Annotated in this window: 21 protein-coding genes; 16 read left to right on the plus strand and 5 right to left on the minus strand. The window is 66.3% G+C overall.

What is annotated here, in order from left to right; translation table 11 throughout:
- The 10 genes from K0H49_RS10845 to K0H49_RS10890 all read left to right on the plus strand — a co-directional run bounded on the left by K0H49_RS10845 (position 1) and on the right by K0H49_RS10890 (position 10,481).
- A complete protein-coding gene (locus tag K0H49_RS10845) occupies positions 1–417 on the plus strand; it encodes a hypothetical protein (RefSeq protein WP_219211936.1) in 417 nt (138 codons plus the stop codon).
- A 4-nt stretch (positions 418–421) separates the two neighbouring features.
- Entirely contained in the window at positions 422–2,503 is a 2,082-nt protein-coding gene (locus tag K0H49_RS10850) for a hypothetical protein (protein ID WP_219211946.1), read from the plus strand.
- Positions 2,504–2,513: 10 nt separating this feature from the next.
- Positions 2,514–4,151 (plus strand): hypothetical protein, encoded by a 1,638-nt coding sequence (locus tag K0H49_RS10855; protein ID WP_219211948.1) that lies wholly within the window; start codon positions 2,514–2,516, stop codon positions 4,149–4,151.
- A 9-nt stretch (positions 4,152–4,160) separates the two neighbouring features.
- Positions 4,161–5,438, plus strand: a complete 1,278-nt coding sequence (locus K0H49_RS10860; protein ID WP_219211950.1) for a hypothetical protein — start codon at positions 4,161–4,163, stop codon at positions 5,436–5,438.
- Complete coding sequence (locus tag K0H49_RS30965) at positions 5,435–6,757, plus strand: SPRY domain-containing protein (protein WP_219211952.1); 1,323 nt, start codon at positions 5,435–5,437, stop codon at positions 6,755–6,757. Before K0H49_RS10860 ends, K0H49_RS30965 begins: the two co-directional genes overlap by 4 nt.
- Positions 6,758–6,759: 2 nt before the next feature.
- Positions 6,760–7,146 carry a hypothetical protein gene (locus K0H49_RS10870; protein WP_219211955.1) on the plus strand — a complete coding sequence of 129 codons (387 nt, stop codon included), beginning with the start codon at positions 6,760–6,762 and terminating at the stop codon, positions 7,144–7,146.
- Positions 7,147–7,150: 4 nt separating this feature from the next.
- On the plus strand, positions 7,151–9,139 hold the full coding sequence (locus tag K0H49_RS10875; protein WP_219211957.1) for a hypothetical protein: 1,989 nt from the start codon (positions 7,151–7,153) through the stop codon (positions 9,137–9,139).
- A complete protein-coding gene (locus K0H49_RS10880) occupies positions 9,136–9,372 on the plus strand; it encodes a hypothetical protein (protein ID WP_219211959.1) in 237 nt (78 codons plus the stop codon). The genes K0H49_RS10875 and K0H49_RS10880 overlap by 4 nt, the downstream gene beginning before the upstream one ends.
- Before the next feature lie 157 nt (positions 9,373–9,529).
- Entirely contained in the window at positions 9,530–9,742 is a 213-nt protein-coding gene (locus K0H49_RS10885) for a Com family DNA-binding transcriptional regulator (RefSeq protein WP_219213218.1), read from the plus strand.
- Positions 9,690–10,481, plus strand: a complete 792-nt coding sequence (locus K0H49_RS10890; protein WP_219211961.1) for a DNA adenine methylase — start codon at positions 9,690–9,692, stop codon at positions 10,479–10,481. The genes K0H49_RS10885 and K0H49_RS10890 overlap by 53 nt, the downstream gene beginning before the upstream one ends.
- On the opposite strand, the gene K0H49_RS10895 is transcribed toward K0H49_RS10890, so the two are convergent.
- Positions 10,478–11,410, minus strand: a complete 933-nt coding sequence (locus tag K0H49_RS10895; RefSeq protein ID WP_219211963.1) for a hypothetical protein — start codon at positions 11,408–11,410, stop codon at positions 10,478–10,480. The genes K0H49_RS10890 and K0H49_RS10895 overlap by 4 nt on opposite strands.
- A gap of 173 nt (positions 11,411–11,583) precedes the next feature.
- Positions 11,584–12,006: a winged helix-turn-helix transcriptional regulator gene (locus K0H49_RS10900; RefSeq protein ID WP_219211965.1), complete on the minus strand. Its 423-nt coding sequence runs from the start codon at positions 12,004–12,006 to the stop codon at positions 11,584–11,586.
- 99 nt (positions 12,007–12,105) lie between these two features.
- Between K0H49_RS10900 and K0H49_RS10905 the strand changes: the two genes are divergently transcribed.
- From K0H49_RS10905 to K0H49_RS10915, 3 genes are all read left to right on the plus strand, one after another.
- Positions 12,106–12,843 carry an SDR family NAD(P)-dependent oxidoreductase gene (locus tag K0H49_RS10905; protein ID WP_219211968.1) on the plus strand — a complete coding sequence of 246 codons (738 nt, stop codon included), beginning with the start codon at positions 12,106–12,108 and terminating at the stop codon, positions 12,841–12,843.
- 28 nt (positions 12,844–12,871) lie between these two features.
- Entirely contained in the window at positions 12,872–13,825 is a 954-nt protein-coding gene (locus K0H49_RS10910) for an alpha/beta hydrolase (protein ID WP_219211969.1), read from the plus strand.
- Positions 13,826–13,958: 133 nt separating this feature from the next.
- Complete coding sequence (locus tag K0H49_RS10915; protein WP_219211970.1) at positions 13,959–14,252, plus strand: LysR substrate-binding domain-containing protein; 294 nt, start codon at positions 13,959–13,961, stop codon at positions 14,250–14,252.
- A 379-nt stretch (positions 14,253–14,631) separates the two neighbouring features.
- On the opposite strand, the gene K0H49_RS10920 is transcribed toward K0H49_RS10915, so the two are convergent.
- Entirely contained in the window at positions 14,632–15,444 is an 813-nt protein-coding gene (locus K0H49_RS10920; protein WP_219211971.1) for a tetratricopeptide repeat protein, read from the minus strand.
- A 399-nt stretch (positions 15,445–15,843) separates the two neighbouring features.
- On the opposite strand from K0H49_RS10920, the gene K0H49_RS10925 reads away from it, so the two are divergent.
- Both K0H49_RS10925 and K0H49_RS10930 read left to right on the plus strand, forming a co-directional pair.
- Positions 15,844–16,065 carry a hypothetical protein gene (locus K0H49_RS10925; RefSeq protein ID WP_219211972.1) on the plus strand — a complete coding sequence of 74 codons (222 nt, stop codon included), beginning with the start codon at positions 15,844–15,846 and terminating at the stop codon, positions 16,063–16,065.
- A gap of 200 nt (positions 16,066–16,265) precedes the next feature.
- Entirely contained in the window at positions 16,266–17,789 is a 1,524-nt protein-coding gene (locus K0H49_RS10930) for an amidohydrolase family protein (protein WP_219211973.1), read from the plus strand.
- Positions 17,790–17,823: 34 nt separating this feature from the next.
- Here the strand turns inward: K0H49_RS10930 and K0H49_RS10935 are convergent, their stop codons facing one another.
- Positions 17,824–19,680, minus strand: coding sequence for an ABC transporter ATP-binding protein (locus K0H49_RS10935; protein WP_219211974.1), 1,857 nt, complete (start codon positions 19,678–19,680; stop codon positions 17,824–17,826).
- Positions 19,681–19,985: 305 nt separating this feature from the next.
- On the opposite strand from K0H49_RS10935, the gene K0H49_RS10940 reads away from it, so the two are divergent.
- Positions 19,986–20,513: a GNAT family N-acetyltransferase gene (locus K0H49_RS10940; RefSeq protein WP_219211975.1), complete on the plus strand. Its 528-nt coding sequence runs from the start codon at positions 19,986–19,988 to the stop codon at positions 20,511–20,513.
- 274 nt (positions 20,514–20,787) lie between these two features.
- Here K0H49_RS10940 and K0H49_RS10945 read toward each other — a convergent pair whose 3' ends face one another.
- The gene (locus K0H49_RS10945; protein WP_219211976.1) at positions 20,788–21,270 is read right to left on the minus strand and encodes a GNAT family N-acetyltransferase; all 483 of its coding nucleotides are present in this window, start codon (positions 21,268–21,270) and stop codon (positions 20,788–20,790) included.
- Positions 21,271–21,313: the final 43 nt, after the last annotated feature.

The following is a 21,313-nucleotide window of genomic DNA, read 5'->3' on the forward strand; positions in this document are numbered from 1 at the left end:
ATGGCCACATCACTCTCCCTTGCGGCGGTAGCCATAGAACTACCTGACGACCTGATCTGGGTCGACGAGCTCGCGTGGTCGCCCATCCGGCAGAAAAAGGGCTATTCGATCGAGGGCGCGTTGATCGTCGATCGCTTCGTTTTGCAGGCGGGGCGACCCATCACCTTGATCGGCAACGAGCGGCGCTCATGGGTTGCACGCGGGAAGTTGCTTGCACTGCAGGCCTGGGCTTCGTTGCCCACCGACCCGGTTTTCACCTTGCGTCTGCACGGTATCGATCGTCAGGTGATCTTCGATCTCGGGGAGGCGGCCAACACGACAGAGGGAGCAGTGCGCGGAGAGCCGGTTTTCCCCTTTGCGGACCCCGAAGACGAGGACGCGTATTGCAGTGTCGAGCTGCGTTTCATGGAGATCTGACCCTATGCCTATCAAAAAAGGCGACGTAAAGCTGGTGAAGAGCCGGGTGATGGACGACGTGCCGGAAGGCGGTGACGGCCCGACCGCCAACCCAGTCGAAGACGGCAAGAGCAATGCCATCTTCCCGGACATCTCCGAGACCGATCGTGCCGCCGGCCGCGTGTCGGCGCGCAAGTTGCACGTCTGGGTGCAGTCGCCCGACACCGACACCTACCTCGGTGCGAACGTCATCGTTGCAGAGCCGCCGAACGACCCGAACGTCTCAGTGACGCTCTTCTCGACGGGCGACACCTTCGATACGCGCACGGCGGCGATCTCGCGGGTCGAAGCCTATCTTTCGATCGGTGCGAGCTACCCCGGCTTCCTGTCGGGCAATCACATCAAGGGGCAGGCCACGCTGTCGATCTTCCAGCGCACCGCCGAGTTGCCGCCCATCGGAGGCACGTTGGCGCTGACCTGGCACGAAGCTCTGAACGACAAGTTCGTACAGTACGTGCGTGTGACTGAGGCCACAGCGACGCTCCGCACCTTCACTGACACCGGCGGCGAATTCCAGAGATACATCCTCGAGCTGAAGCTCAGCGATCCACTGCGCGCCGACTTCACCGGCTACAACGTATCGCGCATCGATCCGACCGTCGCCGAGATGGAGCGCAGCACCAAGATCAACGGCGCCATCACCACCGACGCGGCGAAGTACGCAGGCGTCGTTCCGACCTCACAGGCAGCGCAGATCGGCGACTTCTCGGTCAAGGCCTCCAGCATCTTCACGCAGCTCGTGCCCAGCGCGCAGATCGAGACACCGATCGCTGATGCACGCAGCAACCAACTGCTCGCCGGTGTGGTGGGCGGTGGCGCGGCGGTGTCAGTGACCGTCACCATGCCCTTCACAACGACGCAAAGCCTGTTCATCGGCGGCGCGGTGAAGCCGAACACGTTGTCTCTGTCCAATGGCGGGACCGTCCTGACGGACGTCGGCGGCCGGTTGATGAGTGCGGGCACGCAGGTCGGCGTCATCGACTACGAGAACGGCGTGCTGTCGTTGCTCACGAATGCTTTCGGCACGGGCGCGCTGACCTTCGCGCTGACCTACCAGCCGGCGCAGGTGCCGGAGGCCGTCACGCAATCGCAAGGCTTCCTCGTGACGGCAGAGAATCGATCGTTGTCCTACGTGCGCACCATCGAGCCACCGCCAGAGGCGGGCACGCTGTTTGTTGCCTACATGGTGGCGCGCCGCTGGTACGTGATCCGGGACGACGGATCTGGCGCCATTCGCGGCCCGGACACGGGCTTCGGCTCGGGGCAGCTCAACCCTTCGACAGGCACGGTGGCCGTTACGTTGGGCGCACTGCCTGACGTCGGCAGCGAGCTGATTTATCAATGGGTCGAGCCCAAGGCCGCGCGCGATGCCTCTCAGCTCACGCTCGACAACGACGGTCGCCTGTACTGGCAATTCAACACCTCGGGCCAGTCGTCGCTGGAGCCTGGCGACAAGCCGATTGTTCCGACCCGACTGGAGATCAAGTGGGTCGAGGCGGACGGCACCACGGAGCGCACCGTCACGGACGATGGGCATGGTCGACTGATGGGATATGGCACCGGCACCGTGGGCTACGCAAAGGGCGTGATCCGGCTGAGCCCGACCACGCTTCCGCCGCGGGGCACTCAGGTGTCCGTCATTCTGGGCGCGACGACCAACGTGGTGCAGTTCGCCGGTGTGCCAGCAGTTGGCGCGAGCGGCAGCGTCACCGGGAACCTTGGCGCGTCGGATCTCGCGCCCGGTTCCGTTGGTTTCACCATGAGGGGCCTGCTGCGCTTTCGATACAAGGGCGGCCCGGTACGCCCGTGGCGCGAATACAGCAACTGGTACTTCAGAGACGACGGCGCCGGAAACCTACTTGTTGAGACCCTCCTGAACGGAACCAACATCGTCGCCGGCTCGATCAACTACGCCACCGGCGACTTCACGATTGCGGGCAACGTCGCGATCCCCGCAGCCCAGGCGCGCAACGTCGCCGCATGGGACAACCTTTACCTCCGCGACATCCCGGCCGGCGTGATGTTGGTCGGCAACAAGCTCGCCTGAGAACCACAACATGAGCGACGTCACACTCAACCCCGAAGACACGCTTGCTGCACCTCGACGAGTCAGCTTTGACTCTGTCGCCAGCCAGCTTGAGCTGTCGATCAACTTTGACCTGGAACCGGGCACAGTGTCCGGCGGCTATGGCCGGGCCGGTGGCGCGGGCGGCGGGCTGACGCTGGCCGGCGATATGGACCAGCTCCACCTGAAGACCAACCTCGCGAACTCCTTTTCGCTGTCCGGCGTGAGCTTCGAGGCAGGCGGCAAGCGCTATGTCTCCAAGGCCAACGGCGACCTGCAGGTCGACCTGTCGCCCTTCACCGGGATTGGCACCAAGGTCGGCACGCTCACGCCGGGCCTCGGCGAAGTCGTGCTTGACGCCTGGCCAGCCGGCTCCGGCTCAGCGGTCACCGACTGGCGCGGCGTGGCTTCTGCGCCCATCAATGGCCCCTTCACGCCTTTCGCCACGTATGCGGTGGTGTTCCGGATCGCAACTGCACCGGTCCGCCCCGGTAGCTTCTCCGTCCTCGGCACCATGCAGGACGGCACCACGTTCAACTACTCGGCGGACGCGAACGGTTTCATCAACGCCGAGCGCGTCAAAGGTCGGATCAACTACACGACCGGCGTCGTGAAGCTGATCGGTGTCACGCCCGCGGCGCCCGCCGGCCGCGAGAAGATCAATGTCGAAGTGTTGGGCATCCCGGGCGTCACCGAAGTCTTCATCGACCTGATCCGACAGGAGACGCTGCGCTACAACGCCATCGCCTTCACGTACCTGCCGCTGAATGCCGAGCTGCTGGGCATCGACGCGGTGCGCCTGCCGAGCGACGGCCGCGTGCCGATCTTCAAGCCAGGCGAGCTTGCGGTGGTCGGGCACACCGCTTCTACAGCGCCGGCCATGGCGGTCAACGGCGGCACGGTGAACGTCGGCCGTGATCGCCTGTCGCGCCTCGTCGTGAAGGGAAGCGACAACAAGATCATCGAGACTGGTTACACCGAAGACCTGGAGGCCGGCATCGTCCGATGGGCGGATGTGACCGGGTACAAGCAGCCCGTGCGCGTCGAGCACCGCGTTGAGGACATGGGCCTGGTGCGCGACGCTCAGATCGACGGCACCATCACCTTCACCCGCCCGGTGACGCACCAGTACCCGGTGGGTTCTTTCGTCTCCAGCGCGCTGCGCATTGGCGATCTCAAGGCGCGCGTCTCGGTGGTCTTCGACCAGGCTACGTGGAATGGCACCGACTTCAAGGACGTGCCCGTTGGGGACGTTGCGCCGGCGACCTACAACACGGCGAGCTACCCGATCGTGGTCACCAACGCGGGCGCATTGACCGAGCGCTGGGCGCTGAAGTTCAAGAGCAGTTCGACGTTCGACATCATCGGAGAGCACGTCGGGAACATCGGCGAGGGCTCCATCAACACGGAGACGAAGCCGATCAATGGCATCACCGGCCAGCCCTACATGACGATCCCGCAGCTCGGCTGGGGCGGCGGCTGGGCCGCGGGCAACGTTCTGCGCATCAACACCATCGGCGCCATGTTCCCGTTCTGGATGTTGCGCACGGTACAGCAAGGCCCCGAAGCGGCGGCCGACTACTCCTTCCTCACCATCGTTCGCGGCGACGTGGACAACCCCATCGTCTAAAGGCCCAGCATGACTTCTGTTGTTGACACCTCCGTCAAACTTTTCCTCGACACCATGGCGAACGCGCCGGTGCTGACCAAGCAGCCCGGGTCTCTGGTGGCTTTGCTTGACGCTTGCCTGGTGCTCGGTTTCGACGCGAAGACCGCGACGTCGCTAACAGTGGCCGATGGCGTCGCCACGCTGCAGCACCCTGGGACGCACGCTGCAGTTCCGGACTCGGTCATCCTAGTGTCAGGTGTGACGGGTGCACTCACGGCCCTCAACGGTGAACAGAAGATCGTGAGCAAGGCGACAGGCTCTCTGACCTTCGCGACCGCCGCCCCTAACGGCACGGCGGCCGGCACGGTGGTCTTCAAGATGGCGCCGGCAGGGTGGGAGATTGTCTACACGGCCCCCGATGTCCGTGTGTACCGGTCGCTGGACCCGACCAGCTCGAAGATGCTGCTCAAGGTCGATGACACCGGCTCCAACAACCAGCCGGGTCACTGCCGAATCCGTGCCTATGAAACCATGAGCGACATCAACACCGGCACCGGCATGTTCCCGCTGGATTCGGAATTCGCCGGCACCGACAACCCGATGGACGGTCGAGGTGGCTACTGGGCCAAGGGGTACGCGCCGACTGCGGGGACGCTCCCTATCCCATGGTCGGTGTTCGCGGATTCGCGGCTGTTCTACTACGCGCCGACACCCTACGCAGCAGAGTCGACCAGCTACTCCAATCGTGTTCAAGGCAACCTGTACGGCTTCGGGGATATGAAGTCGCGACGGCTCAGCGGTGACCCTTATGCGGTTGCGCTGGCTGGTGGGCGGATGATGTCGGACGCGCAGAGTTATCACGAGCAGGGCGTTTTCAACCACAGCCAGTCGGACTACTCGCGAATCTGGATCGCCCGTGATTACACCGGCCTGGGTCAGTCCCAGGTGGTTCGGTCGATGGCCTACGGGTATTCGGGCACTGGCTTCAGCGGCGCCACCCTGGACCCATTCGGATCGTTCCCCTCCAAGTACGACGGGTCACTGCTCTACTGCGGGCGCTACCTCCGCAAGCAAAGCATCCTAGACAACACCGACTACGCCCCGCGTTGTGACGTGCCGGGCGTGTATCACATCCTCCAAGGCACCGTCTATCCGCAACTGGGCCGCGGCACGCGCGTCCCAGGCAGCGGACCCGTGCTCGGCCGCACTTTGTATGCTCAGATGGGCGCATCGTCGACCACTGATCCAACGAGTTCGCCCACCTCAGTGAGTGTCTTCTTGATGGACGTCACGGGGCCTTGGCGGTGAGCGCCCACCGCTACTGGCGAGTGGTGGTGCGCGGCAGCGCGTATGGCTTCACGTTGTCGGAGTTGGCGCTGGCGTCGTCGGACACTTTGGTGGCGGGTGTGCCCGTCGCCTCCGTCGCGCCGGTGTCCGGGTCGCTTGTCAGCCTGAGCGATGGCTCGACCGCAGATGCCGTGGCATTCGATGCGCCACTCGTCTCTTTTTTCTTCGACTTGGGCGCTGCGAAGGAGGTGAACAACTTGCTGGTCGGGTCTGGCGACAGTGCCAGTCAGTTCCCCGACGGCTTCGGTCTTGCGGGGTCTGACAATGCGGCACTCTACCTGCCCGAGCGGGAGTTCTCTGGCGTCGTCTACCCCGGTCCCAATGCAGCTGTGCCGCAGGTAGACGGCAGCACCTGGAACGCCCAGAAGTCCTTCAACGCATCGAACGTTATCGGTTTGGACCCCGCCGTGGGCTCGCCGAGCAGCTACGCGTTGGTGGCGGACGCTATCGACGCCGACGGCAGCAAGAAGCTGATCGAGTTCATTTGGGAATCGGCCAGCGGGAGCAACCAGTACTTGGGGTGGGGAGATGAGGCCTACGTCAACACCCAGCAAACCACACCACCCGGCGGCGCTGCGAACAGCGCTTCGTACCGTCTTCAAGACGGGCAAAGGTACCGAGCCGGCAGCTTCTCCCTCTATGGCGCTGCCTACGCAGCGGGCGATGTCATCGGCATGGTGGTGGATCGCGCCGCAAACACCGTGGAGATGTTCAAGAACGGCGTCAGTCAGGGGATGTTCGAGGACGCGCTACCAACCACTGGACCCATCTTCCCAGTAGCCTTCAATACGGGCTCTGCGAGCACTGTGCGAGTGCGGATGGGAGATCCCTTTTTCCCTGTTCCGGGGGCGGCTGCCTGGGGGCCGGCAAAGCGTCTGAAACGCCGCGGGTTTCAGGCCGTCTCGTTGCTGTTGATGGGGGAGCCTGACGTCAAAAGACAGAGCCCCTGGGACGGGTTTCGCACTTTCAACCTGAACCCCTTGACTCAATCCGGCCGGCCCTTCGACACCCCCATCGGCCGTGAGAACGGCCTGGGTGTCATCGCCAGCACGGTCAAGAAGGCGGCCGACCCGGCCAACCTGCCCCTGCGGCGCAAAGTGCGCTGCTACCGCGAGCGTGACGGTTTGCTGGTGGGCGAGACGTGGAGCGAGTTGGGCACCGGGAACTATCGCTTTGAATGGCTGCCGCTTCAGGAAAAGTACACCGTGCTGTCCTACGACCACGAGCACAACTTCCGCGCGGTCGTGGCCGACAACCTCAGCCCGTCGGTGCCGCAATGAGGGTGGACGTCTCCCCAGGGCACAACGTCGCTCGCCTGGCCGGCACGCTGGTGTTCATGGATGCCGGGCCCGGCAGCGCGACGATTGAGCTGTACGGCGTCGAGTTCGCGCCCGGCGAAGACCCTGGCGAGCAGCCCCTGGTCACACTGCTGCTTGCGAAGCCATCTGCCACTCTCACCGATGTGCTGACGCTGCACCAAGGCGACATCACCGGCGACTTGATCCTGCACTCTGGCATCGTGAAGACCGCGCGCTTCAAGAGCGCGACCGGTGCATGGGTGATGGACACCGACGCTGGTGAAGAAGGCGGCGACGCAGCCGTCCAACTGCCGACGACGGTGCTGCGTGCAGGTGGCCGCTGCCCGCTCAGCCTGAGCGTGATCGGGTGAACGTGTGGCCGATCTGCTGTTCGACCGCCCGCCCGCCATCGACGGGCAGCTCGTGTTCGGCGACACCGGCGGTGCTGCGCCGCCGGAGGGCGTGCCGTACCTGCCGAACGCGGCGCTGGTGTTCGAGCGCCCTTCAACGGCCTCGGCTGAGCTGGTCTTCGAGTTGGAGCCTGGTGACGACGGCAGCGCACCGGTCGATGTGCCCGTCGCAGTGCGGCTTGCACTGCCAGGCCCCAGCGTGGCAGTGCACGTCTCCATTGCATTTCCGGTGCGAGCTGCCGTTCGCATGCCGGCGCCGCGCGTCGCAGTCACTGCGCGCTATGTCAGCGGCGCTGCGCGCCCTCTGGTGGGCCAGGCTCGAGCCCGCTGGCAGGATGCACAGCCAAGGGTCGAAGGAACTGCGCAAGGCTGGAAGGACGCCAAGCGCGCGCCTGTGGGGACCGAGGTGCGTGTCGAGCGCGCGGCGGCGATGCAGGCCGGCACCGGCATCCTCTGGCGCGATGCCATCCGCTTCGGGCGAAATGGTGTCGGCGGCAGGTTTCAGGATGGACTTGGAATGCAGCACGGCACCCGCAGTGCGTTCCGCGATGCTCGGCGCCTCGGCCGCGAAGGCATCAGCACCGGCTACCAGCAGGCCGTGCCGCATCGGCGCGCCGTGCGTCAGCGCTACCAGGACGGCACGCGCGGTATCGCGGGCGACCACCGTGTGCGCTTCCAAGACGCAGGCCCGCTGCCGGCGTGGATCTCGGCTCACTTCGGCAGTGGCCGCGCAGAGGGGCGAGGCTGGGCCACGCGCTTTCAGGACGGCGTGCAGCCAGATCCTGGCCGCCATGACTTCACGGTCGTGGTGCCGCCGGACGAGCCTTGCTACCTGCCGGACGCTGCGCTGTTGTTCGAGGCGGCCTGGAGGGCAGACGCCGGCCTGGTGTTCGCCTGCGACAGGCACGGCGGCGGGCCGGGTCCTGGTGCACCTCTGTTCATTCCGCTACTCAAGGTTTACATGGCTACCCATTCACTGACTGCTGTGCTGCTCCCGAGCCTGGAGCGGCTACCGTTGATGGACGTCACACTGGAGGCAGACGCCGACAATCCGACCTGGTCGCTGTCTGGCTTCGGCCCATCAAGCCTGCTGGAGCAACTGCGGGGGGGAGCCAACGCCCCCAGGCAGATCCGCGTGACGGTCGACGGCATGCCCTGGATCTTCGCTATTGACGGCTTCACACGGTCACGAGCGCCTGGCGAGAGGCGAGTCCAGATTCGCGGCCACAGCGTCACGTCCCTGCTCGGCGCCTCCGCGCTGCCTGCCCAGACTTGGCTGAACGCCAACGCTCGGACTGCCCAGCAGCTCGTCGCCGAAGCGCTGGAGTTCAGCGGCGTCAACATTGGTTGGCAGATCCCGGACTGGATGGTTCCTGCGCGCGCCTGGAGCTTCAAGGGCAAGCCGCTGGCGGCCGCCGTGCGGATCGCCGAAACCGTCGGCGCTGTGCTTCAAAGCCACCCCACCGACGCGACGCTCCAATTCTTGTCGCGCTATCCCCTGATGCCATGGGAGTGGATGGCTCCTACGACCGTACCTGACGTGTCCGTGCCGAGTGCAGTGATCACCGTCGACAGCACGGACTATGAGGACGCGCCCGAGTGGGAGGCTGTCTATGTGAGCGGGACTACGCAGGGCATTTCTGCCCGGGTACGTCGTGCCGGCACCTCGGCATCGGTGCTTGCCGACGATGTCATTGATGACCTGGTCACGCATGCAGATGCAGCTCGCGAGCGCGGGCGATCAGTCCTAGGCCGCGGCGGCCGGCAGGCAGGGGTCACTATCGGCATGCCCATCCTGACCGGTGGATCGCTGCCAGGCGTGCTGCGCGTCAACCAGTTGCTGGAAGTGGTCGAGCCGAGTGAGGTGTGGCGCGGCATGGTGCGCGGCGTGCGGCTCCGTGCCGGCCCTGAAGAAGTTCGGCAGACGCTGCGCGTCGAAAGGCATTTCGCATGACCGCAAACCTATTTCAGCGCCTGCAGGAGTTGCTGGGCAGTGACGCGAGGCTGGCCGGTGACGTGGCTGTCGCTGAGGCCACAGGCATGGCGGTGGTGACATTGCCAGGCGGCGGCCAGCTCCGCGTGAACAATCCTCTGGGACTCGCCAGCGGTGCACGTGTGTACGTCCAGGGCGGCGCGATCACCGGCCCCGCGCCCGATCTGCCGTTCGTTGAGATCGAGATCTCGTAGGAGGACACGAAAAAAAAGACGGGCGACCTGGTTCGGTGCGCTAACACCTCCCCAGGACCCAACCTGCAGAACGAGCCTGCAAGCCGGCAAGGCCCGCCACCCTGTACAGAGTGCGGCCGAGCCTACCAAATTTCCAAATAGAGGAACTGGCTTGCAAATGGAAGAAATACGATGCGGCGCCTGCGGCCGCAAGCTGGGCAGCGGCGTGTACACGCACCTGGTCATCAAATGCCCCCGCTGCGGGGCCCTGAACACCTTGAGAGCCACGAGCTCCTTACCTGAGCGCCCTGAGCGCCTTTCAACCGAAAGAGCGACTCATGAACCCCGCACCCATCATTCCCTGGCTCGGAGGCAAGCGCCGCCTGGCTGACCTCCTGCTGAGCCGCTTCCCGGCGCACGGCTGCTATGTCGAGGTGTTCGCCGGAGGGGCCGCGCTGTACTTCCTGCGCCACCCCGCCGAAGTCGAGGTGATCAACGACGTGAACGGCGACCTGGTCAACCTGTACCGGGTGGTCAAGCACCACCTGGAAGAGTTCGTCCGGCAGTTCAAGTACGCGCTGTCCAGCCGCCAGATCTTCAAGTGGACCCAGGCCACCCCGCCCGAGGCCCTGACCGACGTGCAGCGGGCGGCGCGGTTCTTCTACCTGCAGCAGCAGGCCTTTGGCGGGCGCGTCGACGGCCAGACCTGGGGCACTGCCACCACCGCGCCCGCCATCAACCTCCTGAGGATCGAGGAGAACCTGAGCGCTGCGCATCTGCGCCTGGCCAGCGCCTACATCGAGCAGCTCGACTGGGGGGCTTGCATGGACCGCTATGACCGGCCGCACACGCTTTTCTACCTGGACCCGCCGTACTGGCAGACTGAGGGCTACGGTGTGCCCTTCGAGTGGCCCCAGTACGACCTGATGGCCGCCAAGCTGCGCCAGCTCAAAGGCAAGGCGATCATCAGCCTCAACGACCACCCGGACATCCGGCGGTGTTTCGAGGGCTTCGACATGGAGAGCTTGGCGATCGACTACACGGTAGGCGGCGGCGCCAAGCGGGCCGAGCGGCAGGAGCTGATCATCTACAGCTGGGACCGCGCGGTGGAACCGGCGGGGCTGTTCTAGCTTAGCTCGGGAGACGAGACGGTCGGCGCTGGGGGAGCTGCTGAGGCGATCGTATGCAGCACAGATTCGATCACCAGCGGCACGTGCAGCCCAACAAAGGAGAGAAGGGAGAAAGCCTTCAGGCTGTTCAGCCGCGTGCCGTAGTCGGAAACCTCCCCGTGCATCACTTGATGGCGGTTCAAGGCGGTGAACTTTCCGCCCGCAGCCTTGGCATCCCGTTGCATCGGGTTCAGCAGGAGGTCAAGGTCGGCGAACTTGATCAACGGCTGGAGAAGTCCACTGATCTCAGGGTCCACTGCGCTCCACTGAGCGATTTTCTCCTCCAGCGCCTCGCGGCCGGTCTTCTGGAACACCGATTTGATCTGTGCGATTTCGCTTAGTAGGCCGTCGGCCTGCGCGATAAAGACGGGGATCGACAAATATGCGCCGTCGAACAAATGTGAGAGGTGGGCATACGCCGCCGCTTCGATCGCTTGGGCGCGAGCAGGGTACTGTGCAACCAGCCGCGACTTGATGGAGTCAAAGTTGTGGGTGAAGTACTCCTCGAATACCTGGTCGACAGTGGCGGCGTCGATCGAGCCCGCAGCCGACGCCTCTAGTTTGTCAAGCAGCTTGAAAACGTCCTCGAGCGAGTCGTTCCAGCCAAAGAACCAGCCGCTGGCTGCGGCCAACTTCATGGCGTCCCTCGATCGCTCGGGAAGCTCGTCGAGCTTCTTCTGGACACTCGGCCAGTCGACCCGGCTCAGCGCCCTTAGCGTGGGCGTCGCTGCTTCGACGAAAGCGGCGATCGCCGGGGCCGCGGCCCTCACTATGTTTTGGATGCCCAGATATGTGGCACCCGCCATGGCCAAGACGTTGAGGATCTCCGGCTTGTGCTCATTGAAGAGTTCCCGAAGTTGTGCAGTTGTGAGCAGAGGTTTGTCCGGCATGTCGAGACCCGTCGAAGTCGGGTCAGTATGCCTACGGTAATTCTGTTGCTCCTGGAGTAACGTGCAGGCGAGTGAGTTATCGCACGCTGACGGCGTTACTTATCGCGCCGCGCTTCACGTGCTATCCCGTCCGACGCCGAGCCTGCACCGCGGAGGCCGTGAAGAGACGGTTCTCAATCCTGCATGCGGTCGTATTCGCTCTGGGCGCGTTCGAGTTCGGGGCCGTAGCTCAGCGCCCACGCGTAGAGCGCTGCAAACGGCTGCTGCAGCGAACGGCCCAGCGGCGTGATCGTGTACTCGACGCCCACCGGCTTGGTGGGCAGCACCTCGCGCCGGACCAGGCCGTTGCGTTCCAGGCGCTTGAGCGCATCGGCGAGCGCCTTGTGCGTGATGACGTCGAGCCGGCGCAGGATCTCGTTGAAGCGCGACGGCTTCTCGCACAGCACCGTCAGGATCAGCACCGACCATTTGTTGGCGATGTGCTCCAGGATCGGCCGCGTCTTGCGCGCATCGATCAGCGCGACGTCGGCGACCTCCTGCTTCGCCGGGCTGGACCTGGTGGCCTTGACGGCGGGTGGGGCGGTGGCACGGGGCATCGGTCTACTCCTTGATATCTACGCTAAATATAGTGCGTAATTGACCGTAGATATAGGATCTATACCATCGTCTCCATCAATTTCAGATGGAGTCTTCAGATGGGCAAGTTGACGAAAAAAGTCGTGTTGGTGGTCGGTGGTGGCAGCGGCATCGGCGCGGCCATTGCGCAACGCTTTGCGGCCGAAGGGGCGGATGCCCATGCGACCAGCCGCGCGGCGATGGAGGGTGTGTCGGATGGGCCTTGGGGCGATGGCGCAGGCCGTCTTCGCACCGTGCGCGCCGATGCAGGGAGCGCAGCGGATCTCGCGCGCGTCTTCGCCAGGGTCCGCGCGGAAGCGGGCCGCATCGACGTGCTCGTGGTCAATGCCGGCATTTCCGAACACGCGACGCTGGGAAGCATCGGCGAGGACCATTTCGACCGGACCTTCGGGCTGAACGTGCGCTCGGCGCTTTTTGCAGCCCAAGGCGCGATCGAGCTCATGCCCGATGGCGGAAGCATCGTGCTGGTCGGCTCGATCGCCGGCGCGATCGGCACCAAGGGCTACGGCGTCTACGGTGCCAGCAAGGCCGCGTTGCGTTCCTTTGCGCGCACCTGGGCCAACGAACTCGCGCCGCGGCGCATCCGCGTCAATGTCGTGAGCCCGGGCCCGATCGACACCGCGATGTTCGATGCGGTGTCCGACGCGGTGCGCGATGGCCTCACGAAGCTGATTCCGCTGGGCCGCCTCGGACGCGCCGATGAAGTGGCCGCGGCCGCGCTCTTCCTGGCCAGTGACGACAGCAGCTTCACCACCGGCGCCGAGCTCTGCGTCGATGGCGGCATGGCGCAGGTATGACGATCGAATCAATCGCAAAGGCCCGTCCATGACCACCCTCTGCATGGTCGATCCCGCGGCGCGTCAGTTGGCGCTGACGTTCGCTGCCTTCGATCCGAGCCAACAGCCGATCGCGGAATATCGCGCGAATCTGGCCAGCCTCTTTCCTGCGCTTGCACCGACCTTCGAGGAACGCGTGATCCCGGGCGCACCTGGATCGGCGCCGGTCCGGGTCCTGATCCATCGGCCCCGGCAGGTCGGCAGCGAACGCCTGCCCGCCATCCTGTTCCTCCATGCGAGCGGCTTCATTTCCGGCACGCCCGACATGTTCTCGGCGGCCAACGACGCGATGGCGCAGCAGCATCGAGCGCTGGTGGTGTCGGTGCAGTACCGCTTGGCCCCGGAGTCGCCGTTCCCGGCCGCGCTGCAGGACGCGCATGCCGCACTGGTCTGGCTGTTCGCGCAGGCCGACGCGCTGGGTGTGGACCCCGCACGGATCATCGTGATGGGCGAGAGCGCGGGCGGAGGCCTCGCCGCCATGCTCACGCTGCTGGCGCGCGACCGGGGTGAGCACGCCGTGGCGGGCCAGGTGCTGGTCTATCCGATGCTCGATCCGCGCACGGGCACCGACGATGCGCCGGTGCACAACCCGAGCACGGGCGAGTTCCTGTGGACCGTCCGGCACAACCGCTTCGCGTGGGCTGCCTTGCGCGGCGACGCGGCGATCGATGCGCGATGGCTGCCGTACCTCGTGCCCGCCCTGGCGCCGGACCTGCATGCACTGCCGCCGACCTTCATCGCGGTGGGCGCGCTCGACCTGTTTCTCGAAGAAGACGTCGCCTATGCGTTGCGGCTGTCGCGCGCGGGCGTGCGGGTCGAAGCGCATGTCTACCCGGGCGGCATCCATGGCTTCGACTTCGTGCCGTGCGAGGTGAGCGCGCAGTACCGCGCCGACCTGGCCGCGGCGTTGACCTGGATGCTGGCAGGCGCGCCCGCGGCCTGAGCGGTCGGGTGCCGGAACGCCCGCCCAGGCGCGCCTGCACTTCAGACCTGCCCGACCCCGCCGTCTTTCATCAGGTCCGCACCCGTCATGTAGGAGCTCTGGTCGGACGCGAGGAACAGCGCCGCGTCTGGCGGTGGCTGCCGCCGACCATCCGCTGGCGCGCTTCGGTGGCCGCATCCCCCGGCGCGAGTTGAGCAGGCACGTGCAGCTCGTGCTCACCGACAGGTCCGACCTGACGATGGGGCGGGAGTGCGCCGTCGCATCGCCATCGACCTGGCGCCTGGCCGACCTGTCGACCAAGCACGCGTTCCTCAAGGACGGCGTGGGATGGGGCGGCATGCCCCTGCACATGATCGCGCAGGACATCGCCCGGGGACGCTGGTCGTGCTGGACGTGGACGACATGCCGCGCTCCGGTTTCATCCTGACGATGTCGGCCTGGCACCGGGCCTCGCAACCGCCAGGGCCCGCGGGCCAGTGGTTCGTCGAGCATTTGAAGGCCTTGTGGCGCCAGGACGATGTCGCGCAGCGTCCATAGGGGGGCGTTCGGGGCGCCGGTCGACCCATGGCATGGCAGCGCAGCAAATCGCGCCGATCAGGCGTGGCGTCGGCCACGGCTTTCGGCCGGTCCTGGCCGTGGCACAGCAGATGGCGCGCCGACGGCTGCATGCACGATGGGTGTGGACGGGGCGAGCGCTCCCGCGTCGGGTACCACTGGCATCGCGCACACGCCGGCACCGGCGGCACCGCGCTCGTGTCCATGCCCAGACTCAGCCCCTCAAGCGATGACTTCCTGACGCTTCACACCTAGCGCGTGACGCGCGGCTCGGCGGGGGCCGGCATGGGCGAGGCCGGCGGCGGTGCGGCGACGGGGGATGCCGTCACCCGGCCACGACGCTGGATCTGGGTCTGGATGTACCGGAGTTCATTCTTCGACACCGTGTTGCCGGGATCCAGTCCGAGCACGCGTGCGTGCAGCGCCTTGGCCGCCTCGAAGTCTCCGAGCTCGACCTGGGCGAAGGCCATGCCCCGCAGCGCACGCGTGGTCTCGGCCGTCTTCGATTCCGGTGGCGTGATCTCCGCAGCCTCCAGCGCCGTCTTGAACCCGTCGAAGGACGCATGCCAATCGTGCTCGAGCGCGTCGATCTGCGCGCGCTCGGAAAGGTATTGCGAGTTGCGTGGCGACAGCCGGATCGCGGTGTCGAACGCTTGCTTCGCTTCCGGGATGCGATGCAGGTCGACCAGCGCATACCCTGCCAGGAAGTAGGCCTGGCCCCACTCGGGCCCCTGAACCCGGGCCGACGTCTGGGTTTTCGCGCCCTCAGACGCGTACCACAGGGTCTCGGCCAAGGATCGGGCGGAGTACGACAGGACGGCGTCCTGTCGAAATTTCTTTTCGTACCCGGCGATGGCTTGTTGTGCCAGCGCCAAGGCCTGCGCTGGCTTCCTTGCGCCGATCAAGGCCGCGGCCTGGCGCACCAGGGTTGCGTTGGCATCCTCTGCGGCCGAGGCCACCGTCGGGGACCCCGTCGCCCCTGTGGGGATTTCGGGCTGGCCCGCACAGGCGCAGAGAAGGATCAACAGCGGCAGCGTCGCGGTGAGCTGGGTTCTTCGATGCATGGCGGGTCCGTTGGAAATGTTTCGTTGACAGATGGGCTTCAATGCGGAATCGCTTGAGGCCAGGCGCGAATGATGGCCAATTCAAGACGTGCCTTCGCCTCGAAGACTGTCGTTCGTCACGAAGATCTCACGGAAATGGGGACCGCGATGGCGATGAAGATTTGTGGCACGGGCGGTTCCGCACGGGTCGGCATGGAAGGGGAAGGGGGCGTTGTGCTTGAGCGGGGGGGCCGTGTTGCGCACGGTGCAGAAGCTGCCAGCCATGACGGACTTGCGCGTGAGCATGTTTCCGGATAAGCAAGCACCGAATGCTTCTAAGCGCTGGCCTCGGTCTGAGGCAAGGTGGCGTGCGAAATGCTGCGGCCCCAACCGCCATCGCGAACGAACCAAGGAGCAGACATGAGCTTTCGCCTTCGCCTCGTGCCCCCGCCGCGCCCGACCGACCCAACCGCCGAACGCCCGCCGGCGCGCATGCGTGCCGGCGGCGAGCGCGTGCCCGACACGAGCTGGACGGACCGCACCGACACGCACGACATCGACGGCTCCTGGCGCGGCGTGATCCAGGCGCATGGCGGGCTGCGCGGCGGCACGCTGCGTGCGCCGTGGTGGGCGCGCTCCTGAGTGCTGCGCTGGCAACGCGCGCCGGTGCGCGGCTGTGCGCGCGACAGCAGACCGGAGGGATCGCTGCGCAGCGCCGAGCATTCGAAGACCCTTCCAGGGCCATTTCCGCTGGCACGCGCTCTGCAATGGAAGCGCAGGCATCGCCCGCCCTGGGCGGTCGCCTCGAACCCTCCACGATCCAACCCCAGGAGCCACGCGCCATGAACGACCGTCTCAGCCGCATCCATGCATCGCCTTCCGTCGCGGTGAAAGAAAACCTCGACTACCCGGTGATCGACACCGACGTCCACACCAACGACTACGCACCCGCCGTCGAGGACTACGTTGCGACCTATGCCGGCGTGCATCTGGTCGATGTGCTGCGAAAGGCTGGCGAGGAGCGCGCCGGGCGCGGCGGCATCGGCAACGGCAAGAGCTGGTACGAGCAGACGCCCGTCGAGCGCCAGCACTTCCGCACCATCCGCTCGCCCTGGTGGGCGCGGGTGACCAAGAACACGCTCGACGTCGCGACCTACCACCTGCCCGAGCTGCTCTACGAGCGGCAGGAAGAGCAGGGTTCGGACTACTCGGTGCTGTTCCCGAACAACGTGCTCGCGCCGCTGGGCGTGCGCGACCCCGAGGCGCGTGGCGCGCTTCAGAAGGCGCTCAACCACTACCACGCCGATCTTTATCGCAAGTACAGCGACCGCCTGACGCCCGTGGCCGGCATCGCGCTGAACACGCCGCAGGAGGGCATCGAGCAGCTCGAGTACGCGGTCAACGTGCTGGGCCTGAAGGCGATCAACATCGCGGGCAGCGTGAAGCGGCCGATCAAGGCGCTGGCCCAGCGCTTCCCGCTGGCCGAGTACCCGGAGCTGCGCAAGTACATCTCCTACGAGGACTTCTACGGCATCGACAGCGAGCACGACTACGACCCCTTCTGGGCCAAGGTGGTCGAGCTCGGCGTGCCGGTGCTCACGCACTACGGCAGCCAGGGCTGGACCGGCCGCAGCTCGATCTCGAACTACATGTTCAACCACATCGGTCACTTCGCCGACGGCTCCGAGGCCTTTGCCAAGGCGCTGTTCTTCGGTGGCGTGACGAAGCGCTTCCCGCAGCTGCGCGTGGGCCTGCTCGAGGGCGGCGCCGACTGGGGTGCGCGCGTCTACATCCACCTGGTCGACCGCTTCGAGAAGCGCAGCCTCGAGGGCCTGGCGCACTACGACCCGGCCGCGACCGACCGCGCGCTGCTGACCTCGCTGTTCGAGCGCTACGGCAGCGAGCTCACGCAGGGCCGCTCGATCGAGGGTGAAGACCTGATCCGTGACACGCTGGGCCGGCGCTACACCCGTGACGCGCGCCAGCCCTCGGCCGACGAGCTCGAGGACTTCGGGAAGGCCGGCATCTGCAGCGCCGAGGACATCAAGCGCCAGTGGGTCGACAGCTTCTTCTTCGGTTCGGAATCCGACGACCGCACGGTGGCCCATGCCTTCAACGACAAGGCCAACCCGCTGGGCGTGAAGGTCAATGCGATCTATTCCTCCGACGTCGGCCACTGGGACGTGCCGGACCTGACCGACGCGCTGGCCCAGGCGCATGGCCTGGTCGACGAAGGCGTGATCAGCGAGGCCGACTTCAAGGCCTATGTGTTCGAGAACCCCTACCGCCTCTACACCGAAGCCAATGCGGACTTCTTCAAGGGCACGGCGGTGGAGGCCAGGCTCAAGACAGCGGCCCTGCGCTGATCGGTGGCCTGGGTGGCGCGGGGACCGCCCGGCTTCAGGCCGCCAGCGGCAGCGTGTCTTCCGGCTCGTCCGCGAGGAAACCGCCCGACTGGTGGCGCCACAGCCCCGCATAGTGCCCGCCCAGCGCGAGCAGCTCGGCATGCGTGCCCTGCTCGACGATGCGGCCCTGGTCGAGCACCACCAGCCGGTCCATGCGCGCGATGGTCGAGAGGCGGTGCGCGATCGCGATCACGGTCTTGCCCTCCATCAGGCCGATCAACTGTTCCTGAATCGCGGCCTCGATCTCGCTGTCGAGCGCCGAGGTGGCCTCGTCGAGCACCAAGATCGGCGCGTTCTTCAGGATCACCCGCGCAATCGCGATGCGCTGGCGCTGGCCGCCCGAGAGCTTCACGCCGCGCTCGCCGACCTGCGCGTCATAGCCCGTGCGGCCGCGCCAGTCGCTGAGCTGCGAGATGAAGTCGTGCGCCTGCGCGGTGCGCGCGGCCTGTTCGATCTCGGCAGGCGTGGACTGCGGTCGACCGTAACCCACGTTCTCCGCGATCGAGCGGTGCAGCAGCGAGGTGTCCTGCGTGACCAGCCCGATCGCCGCGCGCAGGCTCTCCTGCGTCACATCTCGCACGTCCTGCCCGTCGATCACGATGCGGCCGCGCTCGGCATCGTAGAAGCGCAGCAACAGGTTCACCAGCGTCGACTTGCCCGAACCCGAGCGGCCGACCAGGCCCACGCGCTCGCCCGGCTTGACCACCAGATCGAGCCCGTCGATCACCGGTCGCGTGCCGCCGTAGGCGAAGTCGAGCTGTTCGAAGCGGATTTCGCCGCGCGTGACCTCGAGCGCCCGGGCATCGGGGGCATCCAGCAGTGCATGCGGCACGCCGATGGTCTCCATGCCGTCCTGCACTGTGCCAATGTTCTCGAAGATGCCGGCGATCTCGAACGAGACCCAGCCCGAGGCGTTGGCGATCTGCCAGGCCAGCGGCAGGGCGGTCGCCACCTGCGCGGCGCTCACCACACCCTGGCTCCAGAGGGAGAGGCCGACGGCCGTGGTGCTGGTCAGCAGCAGCGCGTTCATCACGTTGAGCGTGAGCAGGAAGCGCGCGGTCATGCGCATGTGGCCGGCGATGGTGCGCTGGTGGGCATCGATCACCTCGCGCACGTACTGGTCCTCCTCGGCCACGCGCGCGAAGAGCTTGACCGTGAGGATGTTGGTGTAGCTGTCGACCACGCGCGCCACCACGCCCGAACGCAGTTCCGAGCGGGCGCGCGCCAGCTCGCGCAGCCGCGGCACGAAGAAGCGCAGGAAGCCCGCGTAGCAGGCGATCCAGACCAGCGTGGGCAGCCCCAGCCGCCAGTCGGCCAGTGCGGTCAGCACCAGCGTGATCACGCCGTAGGTGGTGATGAAGGTCAGCGCCCGGATCGACGACAGCACGCTGTCGCGCACGGCTTCGGCGGTCTGCATCACGCGGTTGGCGATGCGGCCCGCGAAATCCTTCTGGAAGAAGGGCCAGCTCTGGCGCACCACGTGCCAGTGGCTCTGCCAGCGCACCAGCGTCGTGACGCCGGGGATCAGCAGGTTGTGGCGCACCGCGATGTCCACCGCCTGCAGCATCGGCCGCAGCAGCAGGATCAGGCCCAGCATCGCGGCCAGCTTCGTGCCGTGCGCGGCCAGCGCCGCCGCGCGGTCGGGCGCCTCGAGCAGCTTGACGATCTGCCCGAGCACGACCGGGATGCCCATGTCGGCCAGCGCCACCAGCACGCAAGTAGCGAGCATCGCGAGGTAGGGGCCCTTGGTCTGGCGGATGAAGTGCCAGTAGAAGGCGCCGAGCTGCGGCGGTGGTGCCTGCGGGCTCGGCGTGCGGGTGCCATGGATGAAGGACTCGAAGGCTTTGAACATGAGAGGAGGGGAAGGCGAGGAGGGGCTGTGCATGGCGCGGAACCCCTGCGTGTTGCAAGAGCGGTGCCTGTGCATTCGGGCCGGATCACGTGGTCGCTGCGCGGTGCGGCGCAATGACGGGCTCCTGCTGTGGCGAGGGCAGCATCTGGCTGGGGACGGGTGCTTCCGTGCCGACAGTGGATCGCGGATGCACCTCGCGCTCCTTGCGGGTTCGCCGATGTTGTATACAGGCGCTGGCACTCTCCCGCCAAGCCCTCGACCATGCACCTTCCATTGTCCTCACCGCACGCTCCGGCGCCTGTTGCATGACGCTGCGCATCGTGCCGGCATCGCTCGAAGACGCGGCGGCCGTGGCGCGCATCCATGTCGAAGCCTGGCGCGCCGCCTATGAGGGCATCATCCCGGCGCCATTTCTTGCGGCCATGTCGGTGTCGCGACGCGAGGCGGCCTGGCGCGAGTCGATCGCCCGCGGGGCGCCTGAAGTACTCGTCGCCAAAGGGGCCGCCGGCGTCGTCGGCTGGATTGCCTTCGGTGCCTCTCGCGACGCCGATGCGGACGCCGTGCAGGCAGAAGTCCACGCGATCTATCTGGCGCCCGATCATTGGGCGCAGGGCATCGGCGGCTTGCTGTGGACGGAGGCGCGGCGCCGGCTTGCCTTGCAAGGCTTCGAGCGTGTCAGCCTTTGGGTGTTGGCCGAGAACGCGCGTGCGTTGCGCTTCTATCGGGCCATGGGGTTGACGCTCGATCCGACAGGGCAAAAGGACAGCGAGCGGGGCGGGAAACGGCTGCTGGAATTGCGGTACGTCATGGCATTGGCGCAGCAGGAGGTCTGAAGCGGTTCGAAGGGATCGCATGCGCTGCGCATCGAGCTGGACTCGACATCAGCCGAACCGGCTCTCCATGGGTACGGCAACGCCGGCACCGGTATCGCTTCTCGAGCGAAATGGCGTGTGGATCGCGTCTCGGCATCCAGCGGGCGCCATCGCCGCCGACGATGCGGCCGGTGTCGGTCCGTATCGCGAATGACCGCGGCGACGCCCGGACAGTGCAAGAGGTCCGGACCGACCTGGCGCCGGAGCGCTCGCATGCAGGGTTCCGGGCTCGGGCTCACGGTGTGGCTGCGCGTGGCGTGCCGGACGAAAAGCGCAACAACGTCGATCGAAGGACGGCGACCTTGGCTTCGAAAAGGAACCGGCCATCGCGTTCACCCACCCAACGGAAGCCCAGCCCTCGATGCAGCCGGATGGATGCCGCGTTGGATGCATGCGCGCCGGACTGGAGCAGGGCGTCCGGCCATCCGTCCATCGCGTCGGCGGCCTGGGCGAGCAGCGGTCGGAGCACGGCGGTGCCGTGGTGGGCCGGGTGCACCTGCAGGGACTTGACGCGAAGCGCGCCATCGTGGGGAGGCAGGTATTCCAGGTAGGCCACCAGCGCGTCGTGGCGCCGAAGCGTGAGCAGTCGGGCGCCCTGCGCCAGTTCGCGTGCCAGGTCGACGCGCCGGCGGGCCGGATCGAAGGTTTCCCCCGCCGATCGCAAATGAGGCGTCATGTTCACCTGGTCGAGCGCCACGATCTCGTCCGAGAGTGTCACGCGGGACGATCGGGCGCCCTGCATGGCGCAAAGCCGTCGGGTC

Origin of the sequence: Variovorax boronicumulans (genome assembly GCF_019352895.1) — a bacterium.
In the GTDB taxonomy this organism is placed as follows: domain Bacteria; phylum Pseudomonadota; class Gammaproteobacteria; order Burkholderiales; family Burkholderiaceae_C; genus Variovorax; species Variovorax boronicumulans_A.